Below are 22,753 nucleotides of genomic sequence, written 5' to 3' on the forward strand. Positions count from 1 at the left end.
TCGGTCGACCGTGCATCACGCGAGAGGAGTCGGACGATGTCACTGAATTCCTATGGGCTGCTCAAGGGGCGCGCCGTCGCGAAGCGGCGCGAGGAACGATCCGGGTCGAGCCCGCACTACCAGATCCACCTCGTCGACGACGCGGGCGCGAACTACCGGATCGCCGTCAACGTGCTCTCGCAGCTCGCGCCGTCGGAGCTGCTGTTCATCGCGGACGAGGACTTCCGGCATCCGCTGCTCGCCGCCCTGCCCGATGCCTCGGGGTGGACGCCGTTGCCGTCGGCGCCGGGCGGAGCCAGCCTCGACTTCATTCGCGGCAACCTCTTCGACCGCACCGAGATGCGACTGCTGCCGCCCAGTGCCGACGGACCCGACAACGACCTGGCCGACGTGTTCGACCACTACGTCGACCGTGCGATCGCCACCCCGAGCGTGCAGGTGTACGCGTTCGGCGAGCGGTGGGGGCCCGAGCAGGCCAAGCCCGACAAGGTCTTCGGCTTCGCGCCGGGCAACGGCGTGCACGACATCCACATGAACCAGGGCAACTCCGGAACCTTCACGGGCGACGACGGGGTCTTCCAGGACGGCGGCATCCTGTTCCACTTCGTCGACGACGACCGATGGGTCGCGGTGTTCCTCGCGTTCCAGAGCCAGGCATGGCATACGGATGACGCGACGGGTCACACGCTCGTCGGCGGCCTGCCGGGCACGCCGCAGGGCTCGGGCGCGACGCCGGCCGGCGGATCGCCGGGGGCCGGGACTCCCGGGTCCGGAACGGCGGTGCCGGGCACCTCGCCCGTCGGCGACGGCGACCACCGGGTGCGCATCGTCGGGGCCCTCGTGAACCCCGTCGGCCCGGCCCCGGAGGCGGAGTCCGTCACGCTGATCAACACGACGCCCGCGTCGATCGATCTCGCGGGCTGGCAGCTCGCCGACCAGCAGAAGCACCGAGGACCGGTGCCGAGCGGCGCCCTGGCCGCCGGCGCAACCGTCTCGTTCGGCATGCCGTCAGGGGTCCAGCTCGGCAATCGCGGCGGCATCCTCACCCTGCTCGACGACCACAACCTGAAGGTCGACGGCGTCGCGTACACCGCTGACGAGGCGAGGAACGAGGGCTGGACGGTCGTGTTCTGAGGTGCGGGGCACCGGTCTCGAGTCGCTTCGCTCCTCGACCCGTCGGATCTACTCGACGGTGGGCGCGGGCTCGGGGGCCGGCGTGCTCGACTCGGCCGGCGACTCGATCTTGATGACCTCGTCGGCGCGGTCGGAGGCGAGCGCGGCGTCGGTCGCCTTCAGCTGCTCGGGCGTGAGGCGCAGGCGCTCGGCCTTCGAGGGGCGGATGGCGGGCACGTCGCCGACGATGGGCACGGGCGTGCGGTAGCGGCGGAACGCGTAGCGCGCCCAGAGTCCGCTCATGGTGCTGAGTCGATTGCGGGCGCCGAGCAGGCTGTTGATGTGCACGAACAGCCAGGCGGCCCACGCCGGGTAGCCGGTGAGGCCGATGAGCTTGCGGAATCCGGGCACGTGACGCATGAACGACATCGAGTGGATCACGGGCAGGTTCGCGATGCCCGGGATCTCGCCGACGGCGGAGCGGCGGCCGATGATCGCGAGCTGGCCCTTGTCGTAGTACTCGAACGGCACGGTCGGCTCGCCGGCGAGGATGCGGATGATCTGCCGGCCGATGTGCCGGCCGCCCTGGATCGCCGGCTGCGCGAGCTGGGGGAAGTCCTGCGGGGCGATCGCGATGTCGCCGGCGGCGAAGACGCCCGGCATGCCCACGACCTGCAGGTCTTCGCCGACCCTGATGCGGTCGTGCTCGTCGAGCGGGAGGCTCCAGTACTGCACCTCTTCATGGGGTGCGACGCCGGTCGCCCAGATGGTCATGTCGGACGGGATCGACCGGCCGTCGGTGAGCACCACGGCCCGCTCCTGCACCTCGGCCACGCCGGTGCCGAGGCAGAGCTCGACGTCGCGGTGCACGAGCTGCTTCGCGGCGTAGCTGCGCAGCTTCGGGATGAACGGCTTCAGCAGCTCCTGGCCGCGCTGCACGATCGTGATGCGGAACGCCTCGCCTTCGAGCTCGGGGTAGGCGGGCCGGAGACCCTGGTCGCGGAGCTCGGCGAGGGCGCCGGCCATCTCGACGCCCGTCGCGCCGCCGCCGACGACCACGACGTGCAGGCCGTCGGTGCGCCCCTCCTGCTGGGTGGCCAGTTCGAGGCGCGTGAAGAGGGTGTCGCGGATGCGGATCGCCTGCGATCGCGAGTACACCGCGAACGCGTGCTCCTTGGCGCCGGGCGTGCCGAAGTAGGCCGTGGTCACGCCGTTCGCGAGCACGAGGTAGTCGTAGTCGATGGTCTTGCCGTCGAGGAGGCGCACCGACTTGACGTCGGGGTCGATCTCCATGAGGTGCTCGTGCACGATGTCGAGGTTCGGCTGGTGCATGCGCAGGCTGCGCAGGAAGTGCGTGACGTCGCCCGGGTTCAGGCCGCCGGTCGCGACCTGGTACAGCAGCGGCTGGAAGGTGTTGTAGACCCGGCGATCGATGAGCGTCACACGCACCGGGGCCTTCGCGAGGGCCTTCGCGGCATTCACGCCGGCGAAGCCGCCGCCGACGATCACGACGTGGGGGAGCGGTGCGTCAGAGGGCGTGGTTGTGTGCGTCACAGGATCAACGGTACAGACCCCGCCGCCGCACGTGGTTCCCAGGGCGCGCGGCGACCGGACCGGTCAACGACGCGGACGGGCCGAGGATGCGCTCGCACGCGGCATCCGAGGCCCTGGAACGCCTAGATCGACTCGTCGTCCTTCTCGGACTGCACGGGATCGCTGTCGGGGGCGTCGAAGCGGTACTCGACGACCTTCTCGTCGTCGACGACGCGCTGGTCGCCCGCGGTGTACCAGAAGATCGACTCCAGGCCGCGGACCGCGGCGATCGACGCGATGCGCTCGTCGACCTCGCCGTCGACGAGCGCTCGGCGCTCGGTCGTGCCGGCCAACGGTCCGTCGACGTACTCGACCAGATACTCGACCTCGGTGCTGCTGTTGTCCGTCATGCCTCCAACGTACGCCTCCGGACGGCCGATGCCGAGGGGAAACCGCCTCGGCCGGTCGCGTCGCGCTCGGCGCCGACGCGTGACCTAGACTGCTGCCGCGACACCCCCATCGCGCCGCACCGACGCGGCCGGGCCACGAGGTGATCGACCGATCTGGAGGCGGCACATGGGGTTCGGCGACTTTCTGTTCGGGCTTGCGGCACGGCGGCCGGGCGAGTACCGGCGGCTCCGCGGCATCCGTCGCCGCATCTACACGCGGGTCGCACCGCTGCGCGCCGAGATCGTGCGCTCACCCGAACCGATCGCGTTCGGCGACCTCGACCGATCGCGGTTCGAACCGATCCGGCCCGGCTCGGCGTGGGGCGGCGTATTCGACTGCGCCTGGCTGCGGATCACGGGCGAGGTGCCGGCCGGCGTCGAGCGCCCGGTGGTGCTGCTCGGCATCCGAGGCGAGGGTGCGGTGTACTCGCCTGGGGGCGAACTGCTCGACTCGGTGAGCACGGTCTTCCAGCAGGGCGACCACCCGCACAGCGGCGGTCGGTTCCGCCCGGTGCAGGGTGTCGACCTCTCGAACGGACGGGTCGAGTTCTTCGCCGACGTCGCCTACAACGGGTTCATCCTCTACGAGGTCGGCCGCGGCCGGTATCACGGGGCCCACCTGGCGACCCGCGACGACGAGGCGTACTCCCTCTATTACGACTACCTGACGCTTGCCGTGCTCGCGGATGCGACGGAGGATGCCGCGCTCGCCGCCGAGCTGCGCGACGCACTCGATGCTGCCTGGGCGCTGTTCCGTCGCGACGACCTCGTCGGCGCGAGGGCTGCGCTCGCTCCGGCGCTCGCCGCACCCTCGACGTCCGACTTCGTCTACGACGCCGTCGGGCACGGGCATCTCGACATGGCGTGGCTCTGGCCGCTCCGCGAGACGCACCGCAAGTCGGCCCGCACGTACGTGCGCGCGATGAACGCCCTCGAGCGCAGGCCCGACTACGTCTACGGCACGAGCCAGCCGCAGCAGATGCACTGGATGCAGCAGGAGCATCCGGCCCTCTTCGATCGCATGAAGGCCGCCGTCGCCGACGGCCGCATGGAACTGCAGGGCTCGTTCTGGGTCGAACCCGACACGAACCTGCCGTCGGGGGAGTCGCTCGTGCGCCAGGCGCTCGTCGGCCGCGCCTACCTGCAGGAGCAGTTCGGGCTCACCGACGAGCAGCTGCGGCTGTGCTGGCTGCCCGACACGTTCGGGTACAACGGCAACCTGCCGCAGATCCTCAAGAAGAGCGGCATGGACTGGTTCCAGACCATCAAGCTCGCGTGGAACAAGACGAACGACTTTCCGCACCGCACGTTCAGATGGCAGGGCATCGACGGGTCGAGCGTGCTCGTGCACATGCCGCCCGAGGGTGACTACAACAGCCGCGCGGGCGCCGACAACCTGCTGACCGGGATCGCGCGCTACCCGGAGAAGGCGCTCGAGACCGCCCTGCTCGTCTACGGCTCGGGCGACGGCGGCGGCGGCCCGAACGAGATCCACCACGAGCTCACCGACCGCGAGTACGGCATCGAGGGCCAGGGCCTGCGCGGGCTGCCGAAGATCCGCAGGTCGACGGCGGGCGACTTCTTCCGCCGGCTCGAGCAGCGCGACATCGCCCACACCCACGTGGGCGAGCTCTACCTCGAGACGCACCAGGGCACGTACACGACGCAGGCGCAGATCAAGCGCCACAACCGGCTCGTCGAGCGCAAGCTGCACGAGGTCGAGGCGCTCGCGGTGCTCGTGGGCGACGATCACCGGCCCGTGCTCGCCGGCCACTGGCGCGAGGTGCTGCTGAACCAGTTCCACGACATCATCCCCGGCTCCTCGATCGCGCGCGTCAACCGCGAGGCGATCGCCACGTACGAGCGCATCGAGGGCGAGCTCGACGCATACGCGGCCGAGTTGATCGGGCGGATGCCGCGGCGCACCGATGCGGCTACGGCGCTCAACCTCACGAGCCACGCGCGCGACGAGATCGTGAAGGTGGGCGACGGCTGGTATCGGGCGGAGGTCGGTCCCTACGCGGCGGCCGAACTGCAGCCGGTCGCCGCGGCATCCGACCTCGCGTTCACCGACGACAGCCTGGGCAACGGGGTCGTCAGCCTGCGCTTCGACGCCGACGGCGTGATCGTCTCGTGCCGTGACAGCGGGGGAGCCGAGCACGCAGGTGCGGGCCTCAACCGCCTCGTCGTGCACCGCGACCCCTACGTCTGGCCGTTCAACGCGTGGGACATCGACCCCGACTACGTGAAGAAGCCGACGCGCGTGCTGCGCATGGCGCACGTGGGTTCCGAGATCGACGGGCCGACCGTGTTGCGCACGCAGGAGTACCGATCGAAGGCCGTGACCGTGCGCCAGCGCATCGTGCTCGAGGCCGGCAGCGACGTCGTACGCTTCGAGACCGAGGTCGACTGGCACGAGAAGCACCGCATGCTGCGCGCCGAGTTCCGGCCGACGCACTACGCCGAGACGGTGCGCTGCGAGATCCAGTTCGGGCACCTCGAGCGCGTCACGACCGAGCGCGACTCGGTCGAGCAGGCGCAGTTCGAGGTCTGCGCGCACAAGTGGATCGCCACCGAAGACGCCGCCGGAGGGTTCGCACTGCTCAACGACGCGAAGTACGGGCATCGTGCCAAGAACGGGCTGCTCAGCCTCAACCTCCTGCGCGCGCCGACCTTCCCCGACAAGACCGCCGACCGCGGCCATCACCGCTTCACCTACGCCTTCACGCCGTTCGCGTCGGGCGACCTCGCGAAGGTCGTGCGCGAGGGCTACCGCCTCAACAACCCGCTGCGGGTGACGGATGTCGCGGCCTTCGGCCCCGCGGCATCCGTCGACGATCCGGGCGTGATCGTCGAGACCGTGAAGCGCGCCGAGCACGGCGCCGGCGTGGTGCTGCGTCTCTACGAGAGCCTCGGGCGTGCGACGACCACCGCGTTGCGCGTGGCGATTCCGGGGCTGACGGATGCCGCGGCATCCGTCACCGCGATCGAGACCGACCTGCTCGAGCGACCCGCCGGCGCAGCCGAGCACGTCGACCTCGGCCGGCTCGAGTTCGGGCCCTTCGAGATCAAGACCATCCGATTGGAGGCTCGACGGTGAGCCAGGCCACGCACGCGACCATCGCGCCTCGCATCCAGGCGAGGGCCGTGGTCACCGCGGGGTTCGGGCAGAACTTCGTGCTGACCACGGTGTCGACGTTCATCCTCGTGTACCTGCTGCAGTACGCGGGCATCAGCAGCGGCGGCCTCGCGGCCGTCACCGTGATCATCACGGTGTCGAAGTTCGTCGACGCCGTGCTCGACCCGCTCATGGGCAGCATCGTCGACATGACCCGGTCGCGGTGGGGCAAGCTGCGGCCCTACATCCTGTTCTCGGCGGTGCCGGTCGCGGTGCTCTCGGGGCTGCTGTTCTCGGTGCCCGACATCGACGAGCCGGCGAAGATCGCGTTCTTCGGCATCACGTACATCCTCTGGAGCCTCGCGTACACGGTGTGCGACGTGCCGTTCTGGGGCCTGATCGGCTCGGCGTTCGTCGACCCCGTGCAGCGCACCCGGGTCATCGGCAGCGTGCGCGCGTTCGGATCGATCGCGCTCGGCCTCTCGACGCTCGGCATGCCGTGGATCGCGAAGCTGCTGAGCTTCGGCCCCGAGACCACCGGCAGCGGATGGACGCTCGCCGTGTTCCTCACGTCGTTCCTCGGCATGGGCGTGTTCCTGCTCGCGTTCTTCTTCACGCGCGAGCGCGAGACCGCCGCCGCATCCGACGGGCTCAGCGTTCGCCAGCTCGTGTCGACGCTCTTCAAGAACAAGGAGCTGCTCACCGTGCTGCTCGCCTCGGTGCTCGGCTTCGGCCGGTTCATCGTGCAGGCCGGCGGCGCGCTCTTCGTCGTGATCGCCTACGGCGACGAGGGCGCGTTCACGCTCGTCGGCGCGGCGATCATCGTGGGCATGGTCATCTCGTCGTTCACGAGCCCACTGCTGCTGCGGGCCATGTCGGCCCGACGCGTGATGGTGTGGAGCTCGCTCGTCGCGGCGGCGCTCTACCTGCTGATGTTCGTCGTCGGCTTCGCGAATCTCGCGGTGCTGCTCGTCTTCATCTTCCTCACCGGTCTCATGCTCGGCGTGTTCCTCGTGACGCAGGCGACCATGATCGCCGACTCGGTCGACGACGCCGAGCGTCGCCTCGGCGTGCGCAACGACGGCATCTCGTTCGCCTCGCTCACGTTCGTGTCGAAGATCATGAACGCGCTCGCGGTGCTCGTCTTCGGCGTGTTCGTCGTGATCGCCGGCTACGAGCGCGGCGTCGAGGTCACGCCCGAGATGCAGCAGACGGTGTTCCTCGCCCTCACGATCGTGCCGGCGGTCAGCTGCGTGCTCTCGGCGGTGCCGTTCATGGTCGGACGGCGGGCTGCAGAGGGAGCGCAGCCGTGACCGAGGTGACGAGGGTCGTCGAGACCGAGGACTCGGTGCCGACGGCCCTGAAGACCGATCGATACCTGCGCCTGTCGCTCGTGTTCCTGATCGTCGGGCTCTTCGTCGCCGTCGTGCTCCAGACCGTGGTCGTCTCGTGGGACCCGGTGCGATTCGGCTGGCACGTGCTTCCATCGATCAGCCACTACTCCTACACGCCGGCGAGACTCGTGTTCGTCAGCGTGCTCGTCGCCGCGTCGCTGGCGATGCTGGCGATCTCGGGGCGCCGCCGTCCGACCATCTTCCTCGACATCGCCGCGCTGTTCGCACCCCTGATCGCGATCGTGCCGACCGGCCTCGAGAAGCCGGCCGACCCGAGTGAGGCCGTCGGACTGAAGTGCGTCGGATCGACCTGCGTGCCAGAGAGCCTGCTGCCCGACATCCGCTCCAGCGTCGCCACCTACGTCGTCATGGTGGTCGTGGTCGTCGTCGCTATGTTCGTGGTCCGCCGACGCAAGCGCATCGCCACCTCGCCGGCTCATGTCGTCGTCTCGATCGTCGCCCTCGTCACGGCGGCCGGTCTCACCGCGCTGGCGTTCGCACCCGGACTGAGCGACGGCTTCCCGTTCAACCTCTGGCCGCTCACCGAGGTGCACTTCGCCGCGGTGCTGCTCTTCTTCGGCGCGTTCGCGGTGGTGCCGATCATCTACGGATGGCGACCCGCCGAGGCCGACGAGACCGCGCCCACGCCTCGGCAGGCGCTGAGCTACCGGCTGGTGGCGTGGCTGCTGGGGGCCGATCTGGTCTTCCTCGTGCTCGTGTTCTTCGACGACACCTTCGACTGGGGGTGGTTCGGCGAGGTGCCCGTCGTGTTCATCGGCGAGTCGGCCGCACTGATCCTGTTCGCCTGGTTCTGGTGGGAGCAGACCTTGCAGCGCTGGGACGACCTCTTCCACCCGTTGCGTGCCGCGCAGGTCGAGGGGTCGAGCGCGCCGTAGGGCCGCGCCCGGGTCGCCTGCGACGATTGACGGGTGACGGACCGCAGACCTCGCATACCTCGCAGACCGGATGTCGCGACGCTCGAGCTCGTCGGGGGCCGCGAGCGACTCGTCGTCGGGCTCCACGAAGCCGACGAGCGGTGGGCCGACACCTTCCTCGAGCATCGACGGAGGATCCTCGACGCGCTCGCTCCCGTGCAGGTCGGGATCGAGCACATCGGCTCGACGTCGGTGCCTGGGCTGGCGGCGAAGCCCATCATCGACATCCTGGTCACGGTCGACGACATCACCGCCGAGGAGGACTACCTCGACGCGCTGCTGGCTGCCGGGTTCGAGCTGCGGGTCCGCGAGCCCGGGCATCGGCTCGTGCGCACCCCGGCGCGCGACGTGCACGTGCACCTCTTCGAACGGGACGATCCCGCGGTGCCGGAGTACCTGCTCTTCCGCGACCACCTCCGCTCCGACCCCGACGACCGTGCCCTCTACGAGCGCACCAAGCGCGCGCTCATCGCCCGGCAGTGGGACGACATGAACGACTACGCCGACGCGAAGACCGATGTCATCGTCGCGATCAAGGCGCGTGCGCGGGCGAGGGCAGCTCGCGACGCGGATCCCGACGGCGGGACGCAGTAGCCCGGTTGCGGAATTTCTGCGGTGCGCCTGCGTTGGCCTCTTGCATGGGTTGGAACGAAGACGTCATCGAGAAGTTCCGCGACAGCAAGGGCACCGAGAACTACTGGGGTCCGAAGCTCGTCATCCTGCACTCGATCGGAGCGAAGTCCGGCGAGACGCACCTGAACCCCGTCGTGGGCTTCCGCAACGAGCAGGGCTGGCGCGTCGTGGCGTCGAAGGGCGGCTCGCCCGAGAACCCCGCGTGGTACCACAACCTGCGCGCGAACCCGACGTTCGAGCTCGAGGCACTCGTCGACGGCGAGGTCGTCACGCAGACGGTGACCGCGACGGTCGTTCCCGACGACGAGTGGCGTGCGGCGTACGACGCGATCGTGGCCGAGGAGGCGCAGTTCGGCGACTACCTCGAGAAGACCGATCGCCGGATCCCGGTGCTGCAGCTCACGCCCATCGCAGCCTGACCGGCTCGAGTGAGGTTCGACGCAATGAGGTGGGTTCGAACTCACCTCATTGCGTCGAAGTCACCTCAGCAATGAGCTGAATCACGTGGCGAGGGTCTCGGCGTCGATCACGAAGCGGTAGCGCACGTCGCTCGCGAGCACGCGCTCGTAGGCGTCGTTGATCTGGTCGGCCGAGATGAGCTCGATCTCGGGGGCGATGCCGTGCTCGGCGCAGAAGTCGAGCATCTCCTGGGTCTCGCCGATGCTGCCGATGCTCGAGCCGGCGAACGAGCGACGGTTGCCGAACAGGGTGAAGACGTGCACGGGCAGCGGCTCGGGCGGGGCGCCGACGCTCACGAAGGTGCCGTCGAGCGCGAGCAGCGAGAGGTACTTGCGCATGTCGATCGGGGCGCTGACCGTGTTGATGATGAGGTCGAAGCTGTTGCGCAGCTCGCCCCAGGTCGCGTCGTCGTTCGTGGCGTAGTAGCCGGTCGCGCCGAAGCTCAGGCCGTCGTCGCGCTTCGAGAGCGTCTGCGAGAGCACCGTCACCTCGGCGCCCATGGCGGCCGCGATCTTGACGGCCATGTGGCCGAGTCCGCCGAGGCCGACGACGGCGACGCGCTTGCCCGGTCCGGCGTTCCAGTGCGCGAGCGGCGAGTACGTCGTGATGCCCGCGCAGAGCAGCGGGGCGGCGGCCTCGTAGGGGATCGCGGCCGGAACCTTCAGCACGAAGTCCTCGTCGACCACGATGTGGGTCGAGTAGCCGCCCTGGGTGATCGAGCCGTCGCGGTCGCGTGCGGCGTAGGTCTGCGTGTTGCCCTTCAGGCAGTAGTTCTCCATTCCGGCCTTGCAGTTCTCGCACTCGCGGCAGGAGTTGACCATGCAGCCGACGCCAACGCGGTCGCCGACGGCGTGCTTGGTGACCTCCGCCCCGACCTCGACGACCTCGCCGACGATCTCGTGGCCGACGACCTGCGGGTACGCGATCCGACCCCAGTCGCCGCGAACGGTGTGGATGTCGGAGTGGCAGACGCCGGCGTAGCGGATCGCGATGAGCACGTCGCTCGGGCCGACGTCGCGGCGCTCGATCGTCGTGGGAACGAGCGGCTCGGTGGCGGACGGGGCGGCGTAGGCGTGGACGGTGCGCACGGCGGACTCCTTCGGGGTCGAGCGATGGGTGCGGGCGCGCGGAGGGCGCGGGTGTCCAGCCTATGTCGGTCGCATGCGTGGTCGAACCGATTCGAGTGAAGTCGATGGGCTCGCATCGGGAGAGGCCGAGCGGGCGGGGGAGGTGGGGAAGCGGAACCGGACGCACGTCAGCGCGGCATCCGCTCCCAGCGCTCGCGGGGCATGAAGGCGAGGCGGCCCTGCTTGTTCGGCAGGGTGATGACCGGGCCGGGCTCGAAGCCCATGAGGGTCATGCGGTTCACGGCGCCGTCGTTGTTCACGTCGGGCTCGACGATGATGCGGTGGGCGCCGGGTGAGGCGAAGAGGAAGTCCCCGAGCACCCGCGAGATCCGGGTCGTGAAGGCAGCGACCGGCGCGCCGCGGTCGCCGATGAAGAAGTGCAGGCCGACGTCGCCCGGCTCGACGGCGTAGCACTCGCCGACCGGGTCGTGCTCGGGCTCGTAGGTCTGCAGCAGCACGACCGGGGTTCCGTCGCGGAAGATCAGGAACGCGTGGTGCGTGTCGAGCTCGTCGACGTAGGCGTAGAGGTCGCGCAGTTCGGTTCTCGACAGTTCGCCGAGCCCCCAGAACTTCGCACGCGGCTGCGTGACCCACGCGTGAATGACGTCGAGGTGCGCGTCGGGGTCGAGCACGAACACCTCGATCGTGCCGAGGGCGGGGTCGTGGGTCGTGTGCACGAGGTGGCCGGCGGGGCCGGTGGTGAGGCGGTCGGAAGCGAAGGTCGTCTCGGTCATTCGGGTTCCGTTCGGTCGAGGTCGGATGCCGCGGGCGGGCGCGGGTGCGTCGGTGCCACCCGTGGAGGTTCGGCGGCGACCCAGTCGGCGAGCTGGTCGGCGAAATGCGGCGAGGCGGGATCGCCGGAGGCGCCGAAGGGGACGCTCCAGCGGCTGCGGTCGCGATCCCCGAGGTCCCACGCCCAGCGGGCGACCGAGCCGCGCCAGCTGCGGCGGGTCACGCCCGGCGTGGATCCGGTGCAGCGCACGGACTCGCCGTCGCCGCTCAACGGGGCGTCGAGGTCGCGACCGGGATCCGCGACGCCATCGATGTCGGCGAAGACGTGCAGGGGGAGCAGGCGGTGCTCGTCGCCCCAGGCCTCGGCCGGGCGGGTGGCGGCTGCCGCCAGGGCGTCACGGATGAGCGCGTCTCGGCGGTTCGCCAGTGCCGGAGTGTGCAGGAGCCCCGGAAGGGCGGCGGCGATCCGGCCGCGCGCGCCCATCCACGGGTCGAAGATCGCGCCGAACGGATGCGCGTCGTGCAGGCGTTCGAGCTCGGGGAGGGCGGCGACGCGGGCCACGAGCTCCTCGCGGAAGGCCGCGAAGCGTGCGGCGGCGGGGGAGTCGGTGCGCATGACGCCGTCCCACGCGCGGAGTTCGTCGCGCGCTCGCAGAGCGTCGGCCTGGAGCCCGTCGAGCCCGTCGAGCTCGTCGAGCTCGTCCAGCAGGGCGAGCCATTCGTCGAGGCCGCCGAGCAGCGCATCGCCCCAGATCGGCGCGAGCTCGTCGACGCTCGAGGGGTGGCGCTCGGCGATCAGCTCGCGGATGCGGCGCGCGCGGTGCGGCGGCGCATACGCGCGGCCCAGATCCACGTCGGGGTTCGTCGGGCGTTCGTTGGCATCCACCGCGATCGTGTCGACGGCGACCGCCCGCGGCATCCGTCGATCTGCGACCGGGCCCGCGACCCGGCCGTCGAGCGGAAGGCGCCGCTCGACGTGCGCGCGATCGGGCGCTCGGCCGACGGTCGCCGAGAGGACGACTCCCTGCCGATCCGCTGCCAGCACGCGATTGACGGGATCGACCCAACGGCCGAACGCCGCGACGACGTCGGCCGCCGAGCGGGCGCGCAGCAACGGCAGCAGTGCGGCGAATCCGAGGTCGCGTTCGGCGCGCGCCGGCATCCGCACGCTCCAGGCCTCGAACTCGCCGTCGGGCAACGGGGAGAGGTCGGTGACGACGGTGCCGCGCTCGGTCTCGATCGCCTCGACCCAGACCGGGTCGGCGCCGCGGACCTCGATGAGCGAGCGCTCGACGGATGCCGCACGCCAGCCGCCCGGCCCGAGGGCCTCGACGCGCGGGTGCTCGCCGTGCCCGCCGCCGACGCGGCGCAGGCGCTCGCGGAACACGTCGACGCTGTGCGCCATCGCGTTCGTGATGCCCCAGGCGGCATCGCCCGTGTGACCGAAATGCGCGATGCCCGGCACGCCGGGGAACGCCAGGCCGATGACGTCGAACTCGTCGCACGCCAGCCCGACCTGCTGGTAGACCCCCGGCAGCTCGAACAGTCGGTGCGGGTCGCCCGCGAGCAGCGGGAATCCCGACTCGGTCAGCGACCCGTGCACCGCCCACGCGTTGCTGCCCGACGACGGCTCGGCATCGTCGCCGCCGGTGAGCGGGTCGACCCACGCGTCGCCGAGCGTGCGCTCCACGTGCTCCGCCCAGAGCAGGCTCGGGAACGACGAGAACAGGGCGTGCGCCACATGCAGGATGCCGAGCGGCGCGTGGTCGGGCCAGTCGTCGAGGGGGGCGCGCTCGCCGAAGCGGGCGTCGAGCTCGGCGAACTCGACCGCCGCCGCCCCGCCGGAGCCGGAGCGGGAGCCGGATCCGGGGCCGGCGTCGGCGTCGGCGGCGCTCTGCCGCATGCCCCGCTGCACCCCGTCGACGTACGCGCGCACGAACGCGCGATCCTCGTCGCCCAGCCCGTCGAACGCGCGCCGCGCGGTGTCGTCGAGCCGCGCCCGGCGCGCGAACACGTCCCAGTCGAGGCCGGCCTGGCCGATGAGCGCCGAAAGCGTGCCCTCGGCGCGGCGCCGGTCGACCTCGATCTGCCATCCGCGGTCGTGCGCCGTCACCTCGCCCTGCGCGGCGGCGAGCTCGAACACGTCGCCGCCGCGCACGAACGGGATGCCCAGCTCGTCGCGGGAGATCACGGCCGCACGCTCACGCCGACGCGGTCGAGGCGACGGATGCCGCGGCATCCGCCACGTGGTCTGCAGCCGTGGCCGCGCCCGCGTGCTCGAATCGACGCGACCTGGCGATCGGATTCACCATCTGACCAGCGTAGATGAGCGACTCCGACTGGTTCGCGATGTCGACCATCTGCAGGGTGTTGCGCAGCTGCAGGCGGTTCAGGCACGAGTGGGCGAAGGTCTCGGCGCGAAGGTCGATGCCCGACTCGAGGTGCGGGTGCGCGACCTCGTGCTCGTCGACGCACTCGGCCACGAGCGCCCAGAACGTCTCCTCGTCGAGCGTGCCGTCGAGGTGCAGGATGCCGGCGAGGTGCCGCAGCACGCCGTCGAACACGTCGGTGAAGATCGCGAGCGCCTTCTCGGTGTCGTCGACCTCCGCGATGATGCGCTGCACGTCCTCGGGCACGGCACCGGCCTTCGGAGCCGTCAGGAGTGCGACCTCCTCGCCGATGTCCTTCATGAACACGCCGACCGGCACCGCGTCTTCGAGGACGAGGATCAGGTTCTCGCCGTGCGGCATGAACGCCAGGTCGTAGGCCCGCAGGCAGTGCACGAGCGGCCGCAGGTAGGCGCGCAGGTAGGCCCGCACCCAGTCGACGGCGGGCAGGGCGGATGCCGCGACGAGCGCGGACGCGACCGAGCCGCCCGCGGCATCCCGGTGCAGCAGCGCGGCCATCGTGCTGAGTCGCTGGTTCGGCGCCAGCAGGGGCACCGGCGACTCGCGCCAGAGTGCGGCGAGCATCTTGCGGTGCGGCGAGACCGTGCGGGTGCGGTGGTACGCGTCGCCCGTGTAGCCGATCGACGCGCGCTCGCGCAGCACTCGGAACCCGGCCTCGCCGAGCGTCTCGTCGGCGCCGACCAGCTCGGCCACCCAGTCGTTGATCGCGGGCGTCACGCGCATGTACGCGGGGGAGAGGCCGCGGAGGAACCCCATGTTCTGGATCGACAGCGCCGTCTTGACGTAGTCGCGGCCCCAGTCGTCGGCGTTGAACATCGTGCGCAGCGACTGCTGGGCGAGGTATCGGTCGAACCCCTCGCCGAGGAATACGAGGTTGCGCTTCGCGAGGTCGGGCGCGAACGTGATCGCGATGCGGTGCTCCCACTGCCAGGGGTGCACGGGCAGCAGGAGGTAGTCGGCGGGGTCGAGTCCGGCCGCCACGAGTCGCGCCTCGAACGCGTCGTGCTGGGCGCGCCCGAGCTGCTCGCGCAGGAAGGTCTGCCGGTCGAGCCCCTCACCGAGCGCGAAGTGCGTGAACTCGCGGCGCGCGGCGAGCCACACGAGCTTGAACGGCTCGCCGGCTTCGGGAGCGTACGCCGAGTACTCCGAGACGCCGAAGCCGATGCGGCCGTTGTTCGCCACGAAGCCCGGGTGCCCCTCGGTCATCGCGGATTCGATCGTCTGGAAGTCGGCGCGCGCGAGCTCGGCGGCCGTCGGGCCGCCCTGCGTCAGCTTGAACGCGCTGCTCGCGAGGGTCGACGCGATCTCCTCGAGGTAGGTCGCGAGCAGCGCGTCGGGAATGCCCAGCAGCGGCTGCAACTCGATCACGAAGGCCTGCGCGTCGAGCGGGGTCGGCGTGCCGTCGACGAGGCGTTCGAGGCTCGGCTCGTCGATCACCCAGTGCTCGAGCGCGAACCGGTCGGCGTCGAAGCGGTACTCGACCCGGCCGCCGTCGAGGGCGAGGCGGTAGGAGCGTCCGGATGTCGCGGGGGCGGCGTCGGTCGCGTCGTCGGCGGTCGAGGAGCGAAGCGTATCGAGACCAGCGGTTGGGCGGGCTGGGTCTCGATACGGCGCCGGCGCGCCTAGTCGACCGGCGACCGGCTCGGGCGCGAGCAGCCGCTCGTGCGTGAATTCGGCGATGGCCTTGGCCACGAGGTGCCGCTGCGCGGTCGCCATCGCGTCGGGCGTGAGGTGCGCGGCGGGGTTCGCCGGTCGGGTGGTCGGCTGGTGGGCGGCGTGGGTCCGGTGGTTCATGTGCGTCATCCGAGTCGTTCGATGTCGGGAAGGGAGCCGAGGGCGGATGCCGCGAAGTCGGCGCGCGTGCACACCGACAGGTTCGCGCGCTTCACGTGATCGCCCTCGGGCACGTCGATCTCGCCGAGCACGCGGAAGCCCGCCCGGGCGTTCTTCACCGCGATCGCCGCGTTGCGCACGTCGGGCTCGACGACGACGCGCTCGGCGCCGAGCTCGTCGAAGCACCACCGCATGACGGCGGCGAAGACGGCATCGGTGAGTCCGTGGCGGGCGTGGCCGTCGGCCGGGGCGACGAGCACGTGCATGCCCAGGTCGCCCGGCTGCGCGTCGTGGATGCCGACGAGCAGCACGCTCGCCGGGTCGTACGTCTCGGCGAGGAACGCCGCTCCGCCGTCGACCGCACCCAGCCAGGAGTCCTGGTGCGGGTGCGTCGAGACCTCGGCGAGGTACTCGGCCACCTCGTCGACGCCGAGCGCCTGCATGCCCCAGAACGCGGACTTCGGATGCGCCAGCCACCGCTGCACGACGGGTGCGTCGAGCCGCGCATCCACGGGCCTGATCTCGATCTCGTAGTCGGTCACGACGGTCATCGCACGACCTCCGCCGGTCGAGTCGGCGCGCCGGCACCCACCCCCGCCGGTCGAGTAGGCGCGCCAGCGCCGTATCGAGACCCAGCCGCGGCATCCGCTCGGCCCGCGGCCTCCGGCGGCACCCCGAAGTGCTGGAACGCGATGCTGCGCTCGAGCGGGTAGATCTCGTGGCCGCAGATCTTCGCGATGATCTGCGCGTTGCGCCACGCGCCGAAGCCGAGGTCGGGTGCGGTGAGACCGTGCGTGTGCTCCTCGCCGTTCTGCACGAACACGCGTCCGCGCCCGCCGTCGATGCTGTAGTCGCGGGCGACGTCGAGGCGGCCGAGGGCGTCCCACCCGAGGCGGTCGCGCACGGGGTCGAGGAACGCGGGCACGCGAGCCGAGTAGCCGGTCGCGAGCACGAGGGCGTCGGTCTCGCGCTCGTACTCCTGCTCGAGCTGCGCGTGCCGCAGCCGCAGGCGGAACCGGGTGCCGTCCCACTCGGCCTCGAGCAGTTCGGTGTCGGTGAGCAGCGTCGTCGGCACGGGGCCCGAGGCGCTCAGCTCGTAGAGCGTGTCGTAGATCTCGTCGATGAGCTCGCCCGAGATGCCCTTGTAGAGGCCGCGCTGCTCGCGGCCGAGCTGCTGGCGAAGGGCGAGCGGCAGGCCGTGGAAGTGGTCGGTGTACTCGGGGCTCGTCATCTCGAGCGTGAGCTTCGTGTACTCCATCGGGAAGAAGCGCGGCGACCGGGTGATCCAGTCGAGGCGGTAACCCTCAGAGCCGGTGCCGCTTCCGCGTGCCTCGCCGAGCAGGTCGCGGTAGATCTCGGCCGCGGACTGCCCGCTGCCGACGACCGTGATCGACCCGGCGCCCTGCAGGCGCTCGCGGCTCGGCAGGTACTCGGAGCTGTGCACGACGAGCCCGGGCAGGTCGCGGAGCGCCGCCGGCACGGTCGGCGTGGTGCCGACGCCGAGCACCAGGTGGCGGGCCGCGTAGGTCTCGACCTCGCCCGACTCGAGGTCGAGCGCGCGCACCGTGTAGACGTCGTTCGCCTCGTCGTGCTCGACGCTCACCACCTCCCGGCTCCAGTGCAGCGACGGCAGCTGCTCGCTCGCCCAGCGGCAGTACGCGTCGTACTCGGCGCGCAGCGGGTAGAAGCTCTCGCGGATGTAGAAGGGGTACAGTCGGCCGCTCTGCTTGAGCCAGCTCAGGAACGAGAACGGCGAGGTCGGGTCGGCCATGGTCACGAGATCGGCCATGAACGGCACCTGGATGGTCGCACCGTCGAGCATCATGCCGTGGTGCCAGGCGAACCCGTCGGCGCGGTCGAGGAACACCGCATCGAGCGCGAGCGGCTCGAGCAGGCACGCGAGTCCGAGGTTGAACGGGCCGATGCCGATGCCGACGACGTCGTGCACGTGCGGGGTCTCGTTCGCGCTCATGCCACGACCTCCACGTCGCGCAGGTCGACGAGGGCCGCCGCGGCATCCTTCACCAGATCGAGCACGCGACGGATGTCGGCCGCCGACGCCTCGGGGTTCAGCAGCGTGAGCTTCAGGCAGGGCCGCCCGTCGATGACGGTCTTGGCGACGAGCGCCCGGCCGGACTCGAACAGCACGCGCCGCACCTGGGCGACGAGGGCGTCCTGGGTCTGCTCGTCGGCGCCCTCGGGCCGCACTCGGAACAGCACCGTGCTCAGCTGCGAGCGGCCGACGAGCTCGAGCTCGGGGTCCGCCGCGATCTCGTCGCCGACCACTCGAGCCAGCTCGATCACCTCGTCGAAGAGCTCGCCGAGGCCGTCGGCGCCGATGGCGCGCAGCGTCGTCCAGAGCTTCAGCGCGTCGAACCGGCGCGTGGTCTGCAGCGACTTGTCGACCTGGTTCGGCTCCTCGTTCTCGAGCGGGTTCAGGTAGTCGGCATGCCAGGCCGCGGCCGCGAGGTCTTCGGGTTCGCGCACGACGATCGCGCTCGACGAGACCGGCTGGAAGAAGCTCTTGTGGAAGTCGACGGTGACCGAGCGCGCGCGCTCGATGCCCCGGATGAGGTCGCGGTGCCGGCGCGACACGAGCAGCCCGCATCCGTAGGCCGCGTCGACGTGAAGCCACACCTCGTGCGCGTCGCAGTGCTCGGCGATCGCGGCGACCGGGTCGATCACGCCGCGGTCGGTGGTGCCGGCGGTGGCCACGACGGCCATGGGGATACGGCCGGCGGCACGGATCGCCGCGAGCGATGCCGCGAGGGCCGCGGCATCCATTCGCCCCTCGCCGTCGTCGGGAACGCTCACGACGGCGTCGTCGCCGAGACCGAGGATGAGCGCCGACTTCTCGACGCTGAAGTGGCTCGACGCGGTCGCGAGGATGTTGAAGCGCGGCAGCAGTTCGGCCCGCGAACCGCCGTGCTGGGCGAGCGCCCATTCGCGGGCGAGCAGCAGCGCGTGCAGGTTCGACTGCGTGCCGCCCGAGGTGAACACGCCGTCGCCGTGGTCGAAGCCGATGCGCTGCGCGGTCCACGCGATCAGCCGGCGCTCCATGAGCGTGCCGACCGTCGACTGGTCGTACGTGTCGACCGACGGGTTGACCGCGGCGAGGATCGCCTCGGCGGCGACCGCCGGCAGTGCGACCGGGCAGTTCAGGTGCGCGGTGTACGCCGGGTCGTGGAACCAGATCGCGTGCTCGAGGAACAGCTCGTCGACCTCGCGGAGCGCCTCGGCCGTGCCGACGCCCGCCGATCCGAGGTCGACCACGTCGACGAGGTGCTGCAGCTCGGCGCGGCTCGCGCCCGAGAAGGGCTGCGTCACGGACGCCACGCGAGCGGCCACGAGCCCCGTCGCCTGCCCCAGCAGATCGGTGTATTCGGTCACGGTCGAACTCATCAGCAGATCACGCATGTGCGGCGGCTTCCCCTTGTCGGTCACGGTCGGTCGATATGCCGGGGTTAGCATAGCCTTACCTAAGTCGAGCCTCGCAATGTGACGAACTGTTCCGTCCCCCGTTTGCGGGCGATTCCGGTGCGAAACCCCTGATCAGGCGGATGCCGCGGCCCGGCGGAGATCCGATGGAACTCGGCGGTCGAGTAGGCGCGCCAGCGCCGACCTCCGCCGGTCGGGTAGGCGCGCCAGCGCCGTATCGAGACCAGCGACCCAGCACATCCGAGGTCTCGATACGGGCGCTGCGCGCCCTACTCGACCGGCGGGGGACGTCATGCGCGGCAACATCCGAAGTCGCTGACGAGGGCGTTGATTAGGCTCCCGACGTGACCGAGACCCCCACCCCAGAACCGGCCGACGGCGGCATCATCCTCGACTGGTTCATCCCGCTCACGGGCGACTCGCGAACGGACCTCAGCCAGGGCTCGGCGATGACCTACGCAGGGCAGTCGGCGGCGCCCGCGCGGCGGGAACCCGACATCCGGTACCTGTCGCAGATCGCGCGCTCGGTCGAGCAGCTCGGCTACCACGCGGTGCTCATCCCGACCGGGGGCCGCAGCGAGGAGAGCTGGGTCGCGGCGAGCTCGCTCGCGCAGCACACGCGCGATCTCGACTACCTCGTGGCGTTCCGCCCCGGACTCATGTCGCCGACGCTGCAGGCGCAGGTCGCGGCCACATTCCAGCGCTACAGCGGCGACCGCCTGCGCGTGAACGTCGTGGTCGGCGGCGACGACGCCGAGCAGCGCAAGTACGGCGACCGCATCGACAAGGACGGCCGGTACGCACGGGCGGCCGAGTACCTCGACATCATCCGCCGGCTCTGGAACGGCGAACGCGTCGACGTCGACAGCGAGTTCCACACGATCGAGGGGGCGCAGATCCCGAAGCTCGACGCGCAGCCCGAGATCTACCTCGGCGGTTCGTCGGATGCCGCGATCGACGTCGCGGCCGAGCACTGCGACGTCTACCTGACCTGGGGCGAGCCGCCCGCGCAGGCCGGCGAGAAGATCGCCCGCGTGCGCGAGGCCGCCGCCGCCCGCGGACGCACGCTGCGCTACGGCATCCGCCTGCACGTCATCGCGCGCCCGACGAGCGAGGAGGCGTGGCGCGTGGCCGACGAGCTCGTCGCCGGCCTCGACCCCGAGGTCGTCGCGAAGGCCCGCGAGTCGTTCCTCTCATCGGGCTCGGTCGGCCAGCGCCGTCAGGCCGAGCTCGTCGACGGCGGCCTTCGGCGTGAAGACCTCGAGGTCTACCCCGGACTTTGGGCCGGCGTCGGCCTCGTCCGCGGCGGCGCGGGCACGGCCCTCGTCGGCAGCTACGCCGAGGTCGCCGCCCTCATCCGCGAGTACCGGGCCGTCGGCTTCACCGAGTTCGTGCTCTCGGGCTACCCGCACCTCGAGGAGGCGTACTGGTTCGCCGAGGGCGTCGCCCCGCTGCTCGACCTCGCGCCGCGCCGCGCCTGAGCGGGCTGCTTTCTCAGCCGGACTGCTCCACGACGACCACGAACGTTTCACTCGTCGCCGTGAGGACGTCGTCGGATTCGATTGCGAAGAGCTTGCCCTCATCATGCTCATCGAAGCCGCTGAGCGCTCGACCGCTCGGAATGTGCTCGATCCGGGTCGACTCGCCGGTGCGCGGCACGTACCGCAGATCGACGACGGTTCCCTCTACGCGGGTGACGCGAAGGCCGTCGAGATCGTGGTGCGTCTCGTGGACACTGCCGTCGCTCTCGATGATGCAGGTCCACTCGACCGCATCGCCGCGACGGAGGGACTCGCCGCAGCACGCGTGCTCCCAACCACCGACGAACACCTCGACTCGCATTCGACCAAGCTACTGCGGTAGCTCCGCCACGAGGGTGCCGTTCCGCTAGCGTCGGCTCGTGACCTCAGCCTCCGCGACTGCCGAAGCATCCGACACCGCCCCGTGGCCGGGCGCATCGCTGCCGCAGGCCATGGGGCGGTTCATGGCCGGGACGTTTCGCCTCCGAGGTCGCGCCAGCCGGAGCGAGTACTGGTGGTGGATGCTGGTGAACGTCGTCGTTCTCGGCACGACCCAGCTGCTCATCCCGGCGTTGATCACGGGCCGAACGCCGGAGTCGAACCTGGTGGTCGGGCCGTTCGGCTCCTGGTTGTTCGCGAACGTCCAGCTGTTCAGCGTGTCGCCGGCAGTGGCTCCCAGCTCTCCGGTGGTGGTGTTCTGGCTCCTGCTCACCGTGGTCCCGGGATTCACCGTCGCGGTCCGTCGCCTGCACGATTCGAACCTCTCCGGATGGTGGGTGATGCTCGCCCTCATTCCGCCCGGCGCCTTCGTGCTCCTCCTCCTCGCCGCCAGAAGGTCGCGACTCGAGGGCGCTCGCTTCGACCGATGACCGGCTTCCCGGGCAGCATCGAAGACGTGATCAGCACCCGCGTTCTGGTCGCCTCCTCGAAGCGGTCCGATCTCGTCGCGGTCTGGGAGGTCGTCCGTGACGCGTTCGGCGACCATGACGTACCGAGCACGCTGCTCGGTGTCACGGTGCTCGGATACGACGACCAGCTCGTCGAGATCGAAGCCGTTGCCGCAGTGATCGACTGACGGATGCCGCAGGCGGCCGCCCGCGGCATCCGCTCATCGTGTGATCGTGGGCGCCCTCAGGCGTCGCGCGCGCAGCGGAAGCCGATGTGCGACATGCCCGTGTCTTCGGCCTGCGGTGAGCGGGCCGCGGGGCGGAAGCGCAGGCAGTAGTCGGGCGAGCAGAGGTGCGACCCGCCCTTGAGCACGCGCCGGGGGATCTCGGCGAAGCCCTCCTGCGCGCTCGCGGCGGCGAGCAGGTTCTCGCGCTTGCCGGCGTCGACGGGGGAGTCCGAGAGCTGCAGGTGGCGGGGCGTGTAGTAGTCGCTCGTCCACTCCCACGTGTTGCCGATCAGGTCGAAGAGCCCGTAGCCGTTGGCCGGGTACGAGCCGACGGGGGCCGTTCCGCCGACGCCCTGGTTGTCGTACGGGAACCGCCCGAGCCACGAGTTCGCCTGCGCGACCCCGCCCGGATACGGCTCGTCGCCCCATGCGAATCGCGCACCGTCGAGTCCGCCGCGCGCCGCGTACTCGTGCTCGGCCTCGGTCGGGAGCCGCTTGCCGGCCCAGGCGGCGTAGGTCGTCGCGTCTTCGAACGCGACGTGCACGACCGGATGCCGCAGGCGGTCGTCGATGCCCGACCCGGGCCCGAACGGCTCGCGCCAGAATGCGCCGGGCTGCCAACGCCACCAGTTGCGCCAGTTGCGCAGGTCGACGGGGCCGGCGGTCGGCGTGAAGACCATGGCGCCGGGAACGAGGTCGGCGGGGTCGGCGCCCGGGAAGTCGCGCGGGTCCATCGGCCGCTCGGCGACGGTGACATAGCCGGTCTCGTCGACGAAGCGCGCGTAGTCCTCGTTGGTCACCTGGTGGGCGTCGATCCAGAAGTCGGCGACGGTTCGCTCGTGCACCGGGCGCTCGTCTGGGTAGAACTCCTCGCTGCCCATGCGGAACGTTCCCCCAGCGATGAGCACCATGTCGTCAGCCACGAAATCCACCGTAGCCGCCGAACG

Annotated in this window: 19 protein-coding genes and 1 pseudogene; 9 read left to right on the forward strand and 11 right to left on the reverse strand. The window is 70.7% G+C overall.

The window, feature by feature from the left end:
* Positions 1-36 precede the first annotated feature (36 nt).
* A complete protein-coding gene (locus GQR16_RS05770) occupies positions 37-1,134 on the forward strand; it encodes a DUF2278 family protein (protein WP_157414184.1) in 1,098 nt (365 codons plus the stop codon).
* Between the two features lie 48 nt (positions 1,135-1,182).
* On the opposite strand, the gene GQR16_RS05775 is transcribed toward GQR16_RS05770, so the two are convergent.
* Both GQR16_RS05775 and GQR16_RS05780 read right to left on the reverse strand, forming a co-directional pair.
* Positions 1,183-2,667 (reverse strand): NAD(P)/FAD-dependent oxidoreductase, encoded by a 1,485-nt coding sequence (locus GQR16_RS05775; protein ID WP_157414185.1) that lies wholly within the window; start codon positions 2,665-2,667, stop codon positions 1,183-1,185.
* A 122-nt stretch (positions 2,668-2,789) separates the two neighbouring features.
* Positions 2,790-3,056 (reverse strand): hypothetical protein, encoded by a 267-nt coding sequence (locus GQR16_RS05780; protein WP_157414186.1) that lies wholly within the window; start codon positions 3,054-3,056, stop codon positions 2,790-2,792.
* A 166-nt stretch (positions 3,057-3,222) separates the two neighbouring features.
* Here GQR16_RS05780 and GQR16_RS05785 point away from each other — a divergent pair, with 166 nt between their 5' ends.
* Genes GQR16_RS05785 through GQR16_RS05805 form a run of 5 tightly spaced genes read left to right on the forward strand, consistent with a single transcriptional unit; the run spans position 3,223 to position 9,594 of the window.
* Positions 3,223-6,195: an alpha-mannosidase gene (locus GQR16_RS05785; protein WP_157414187.1), complete on the forward strand. Its 2,973-nt coding sequence runs from the start codon at positions 3,223-3,225 to the stop codon at positions 6,193-6,195.
* Complete coding sequence (locus GQR16_RS05790) at positions 6,192-7,526, forward strand: MFS transporter (RefSeq protein WP_170298421.1); 1,335 nt, start codon at positions 6,192-6,194, stop codon at positions 7,524-7,526. Before GQR16_RS05785 ends, GQR16_RS05790 begins: the two co-directional genes overlap by 4 nt.
* Positions 7,523-8,503 carry a hypothetical protein gene (locus GQR16_RS05795; RefSeq protein WP_157414189.1) on the forward strand — a complete coding sequence of 327 codons (981 nt, stop codon included), beginning with the start codon at positions 7,523-7,525 and terminating at the stop codon, positions 8,501-8,503. The genes GQR16_RS05790 and GQR16_RS05795 overlap by 4 nt, the downstream gene beginning before the upstream one ends.
* A 33-nt stretch (positions 8,504-8,536) precedes the next feature.
* On the forward strand, positions 8,537-9,136 hold the full coding sequence (locus GQR16_RS05800; protein ID WP_157414190.1) for a GrpB family protein: 600 nt from the start codon (positions 8,537-8,539) through the stop codon (positions 9,134-9,136).
* A gap of 44 nt (positions 9,137-9,180) precedes the next feature.
* Complete coding sequence (locus GQR16_RS05805; protein WP_157414191.1) at positions 9,181-9,594, forward strand: nitroreductase/quinone reductase family protein; 414 nt, start codon at positions 9,181-9,183, stop codon at positions 9,592-9,594.
* Between the two features lie 81 nt (positions 9,595-9,675).
* Here the strand turns inward: GQR16_RS05805 and GQR16_RS05810 are convergent, their stop codons facing one another.
* The 7 genes from GQR16_RS05810 to GQR16_RS05840 all read right to left on the reverse strand — a co-directional run bounded on the left by GQR16_RS05810 (position 9,676) and on the right by GQR16_RS05840 (position 19,151).
* Entirely contained in the window at positions 9,676-10,722 is a 1,047-nt protein-coding gene (locus tag GQR16_RS05810; protein ID WP_157414192.1) for an NAD(P)-dependent alcohol dehydrogenase, read from the reverse strand.
* A gap of 167 nt (positions 10,723-10,889) precedes the next feature.
* Positions 10,890-11,495 carry a GNAT family N-acetyltransferase gene (locus tag GQR16_RS05815; protein ID WP_157414193.1) on the reverse strand — a complete coding sequence of 202 codons (606 nt, stop codon included), beginning with the start codon at positions 11,493-11,495 and terminating at the stop codon, positions 10,890-10,892.
* Entirely contained in the window at positions 11,492-13,684 is a 2,193-nt protein-coding gene (locus tag GQR16_RS05820; RefSeq protein WP_170298422.1) for a penicillin acylase family protein, read from the reverse strand. The genes GQR16_RS05815 and GQR16_RS05820 overlap by 4 nt, the downstream gene beginning before the upstream one ends.
* 10 nt (positions 13,685-13,694) lie before the next feature.
* Positions 13,695-15,695 (reverse strand): IucA/IucC family protein, encoded by a 2,001-nt coding sequence (locus GQR16_RS05825; protein ID WP_157414195.1) that lies wholly within the window; start codon positions 15,693-15,695, stop codon positions 13,695-13,697.
* Positions 15,696-15,700: 5 nt separating this feature from the next.
* Positions 15,701-16,285 (reverse strand): GNAT family N-acetyltransferase, encoded by a 585-nt coding sequence (locus tag GQR16_RS05830; protein WP_157414196.1) that lies wholly within the window; start codon positions 16,283-16,285, stop codon positions 15,701-15,703.
* Positions 16,282-17,706: a lysine N(6)-hydroxylase/L-ornithine N(5)-oxygenase family protein gene (locus GQR16_RS05835; RefSeq protein WP_157414197.1), complete on the reverse strand. Its 1,425-nt coding sequence runs from the start codon at positions 17,704-17,706 to the stop codon at positions 16,282-16,284. Before GQR16_RS05835 ends, GQR16_RS05830 begins: the two co-directional genes overlap by 4 nt.
* The gene (locus tag GQR16_RS05840; RefSeq protein ID WP_157414198.1) at positions 17,703-19,151 is read right to left on the reverse strand and encodes a pyridoxal phosphate-dependent decarboxylase family protein; all 1,449 of its coding nucleotides are present in this window, start codon (positions 19,149-19,151) and stop codon (positions 17,703-17,705) included. Before GQR16_RS05840 ends, GQR16_RS05835 begins: the two co-directional genes overlap by 4 nt.
* Positions 19,152-19,516: 365 nt before the next feature.
* Here GQR16_RS05840 and GQR16_RS05845 point away from each other — a divergent pair, with 365 nt between their 5' ends.
* Positions 19,517-20,653, forward strand: coding sequence for an LLM class flavin-dependent oxidoreductase (locus GQR16_RS05845; RefSeq protein ID WP_246200559.1), 1,137 nt, complete (start codon positions 19,517-19,519; stop codon positions 20,651-20,653).
* Positions 20,654-20,666: 13 nt separating this feature from the next.
* Here the strand turns inward: GQR16_RS05845 and GQR16_RS05850 are convergent, their stop codons facing one another.
* A complete protein-coding gene (locus tag GQR16_RS05850) occupies positions 20,667-21,014 on the reverse strand; it encodes a DUF6578 domain-containing protein (protein WP_157414199.1) in 348 nt (115 codons plus the stop codon).
* Positions 21,015-21,072: 58 nt separating this feature from the next.
* On the opposite strand from GQR16_RS05850, the gene GQR16_RS05855 reads away from it, so the two are divergent.
* Positions 21,073-21,561, forward strand: coding sequence for a DUF805 domain-containing protein (locus GQR16_RS05855; RefSeq protein WP_157414200.1), 489 nt, complete (start codon positions 21,073-21,075; stop codon positions 21,559-21,561).
* A 14-nt stretch (positions 21,562-21,575) separates the two neighbouring features.
* Positions 21,576-21,767 (forward strand): annotated as a pseudogene (locus tag GQR16_RS05860) (RidA family protein); the annotation flags it as partial.
* A gap of 56 nt (positions 21,768-21,823) precedes the next feature.
* On the opposite strand, the gene GQR16_RS05865 reads toward GQR16_RS05860, so the two are convergent.
* A complete protein-coding gene (locus GQR16_RS05865; RefSeq protein WP_157414312.1) occupies positions 21,824-22,717 on the reverse strand; it encodes a formylglycine-generating enzyme family protein in 894 nt (297 codons plus the stop codon).
* Positions 22,718-22,753 lie beyond the last annotated feature (36 nt).

This window comes from Agromyces allii, assembly GCF_009749385.1.
Taxonomy (GTDB): domain Bacteria; phylum Actinomycetota; class Actinomycetes; order Actinomycetales; family Microbacteriaceae; genus Agromyces; species Agromyces allii.

Bases quoted from the DNA above. Each gene is read 5' to 3' on its own strand.
- GQR16_RS05865 (WP_157414312.1), bottom strand. From the start codon at position 22,717: ATGGTGCTCATCGCTGGGGGAACGTTCCGCATGGGCAGCGAGGAGTTC.
- GQR16_RS05825 (WP_157414195.1), bottom strand. From the start codon at position 15,695: ATGAACCACCGGACCCACGCCGCCCACCAGCCGACCACCCGACCGGCG.
- GQR16_RS05815 (WP_157414193.1), bottom strand. From the start codon at position 11,495: ATGACCGAGACGACCTTCGCTTCCGACCGCCTCACCACCGGCCCCGCC.
- GQR16_RS05785 (WP_157414187.1), top strand. From the start codon at position 3,223: ATGGGGTTCGGCGACTTTCTGTTCGGGCTTGCGGCACGGCGGCCGGGC.
- GQR16_RS05830 (WP_157414196.1), bottom strand. From the start codon at position 16,285: ATGACCGTCGTGACCGACTACGAGATCGAGATCAGGCCCGTGGATGCG.
- GQR16_RS05780 (WP_157414186.1), bottom strand. From the start codon at position 3,056: ATGACGGACAACAGCAGCACCGAGGTCGAGTATCTGGTCGAGTACGTC.
- GQR16_RS05835 (WP_157414197.1), bottom strand. From the start codon at position 17,706: ATGAGCGCGAACGAGACCCCGCACGTGCACGACGTCGTCGGCATCGGC.
- GQR16_RS05805 (WP_157414191.1), top strand. From the start codon at position 9,181: ATGGGTTGGAACGAAGACGTCATCGAGAAGTTCCGCGACAGCAAGGGC.
- GQR16_RS05840 (WP_157414198.1), bottom strand. From the start codon at position 19,151: ATGCGTGATCTGCTGATGAGTTCGACCGTGACCGAATACACCGATCTG.
- GQR16_RS05850 (WP_157414199.1), bottom strand. From the start codon at position 21,014: ATGCGAGTCGAGGTGTTCGTCGGTGGTTGGGAGCACGCGTGCTGCGGC.
- GQR16_RS05770 (WP_157414184.1), top strand. From the start codon at position 37: ATGTCACTGAATTCCTATGGGCTGCTCAAGGGGCGCGCCGTCGCGAAG.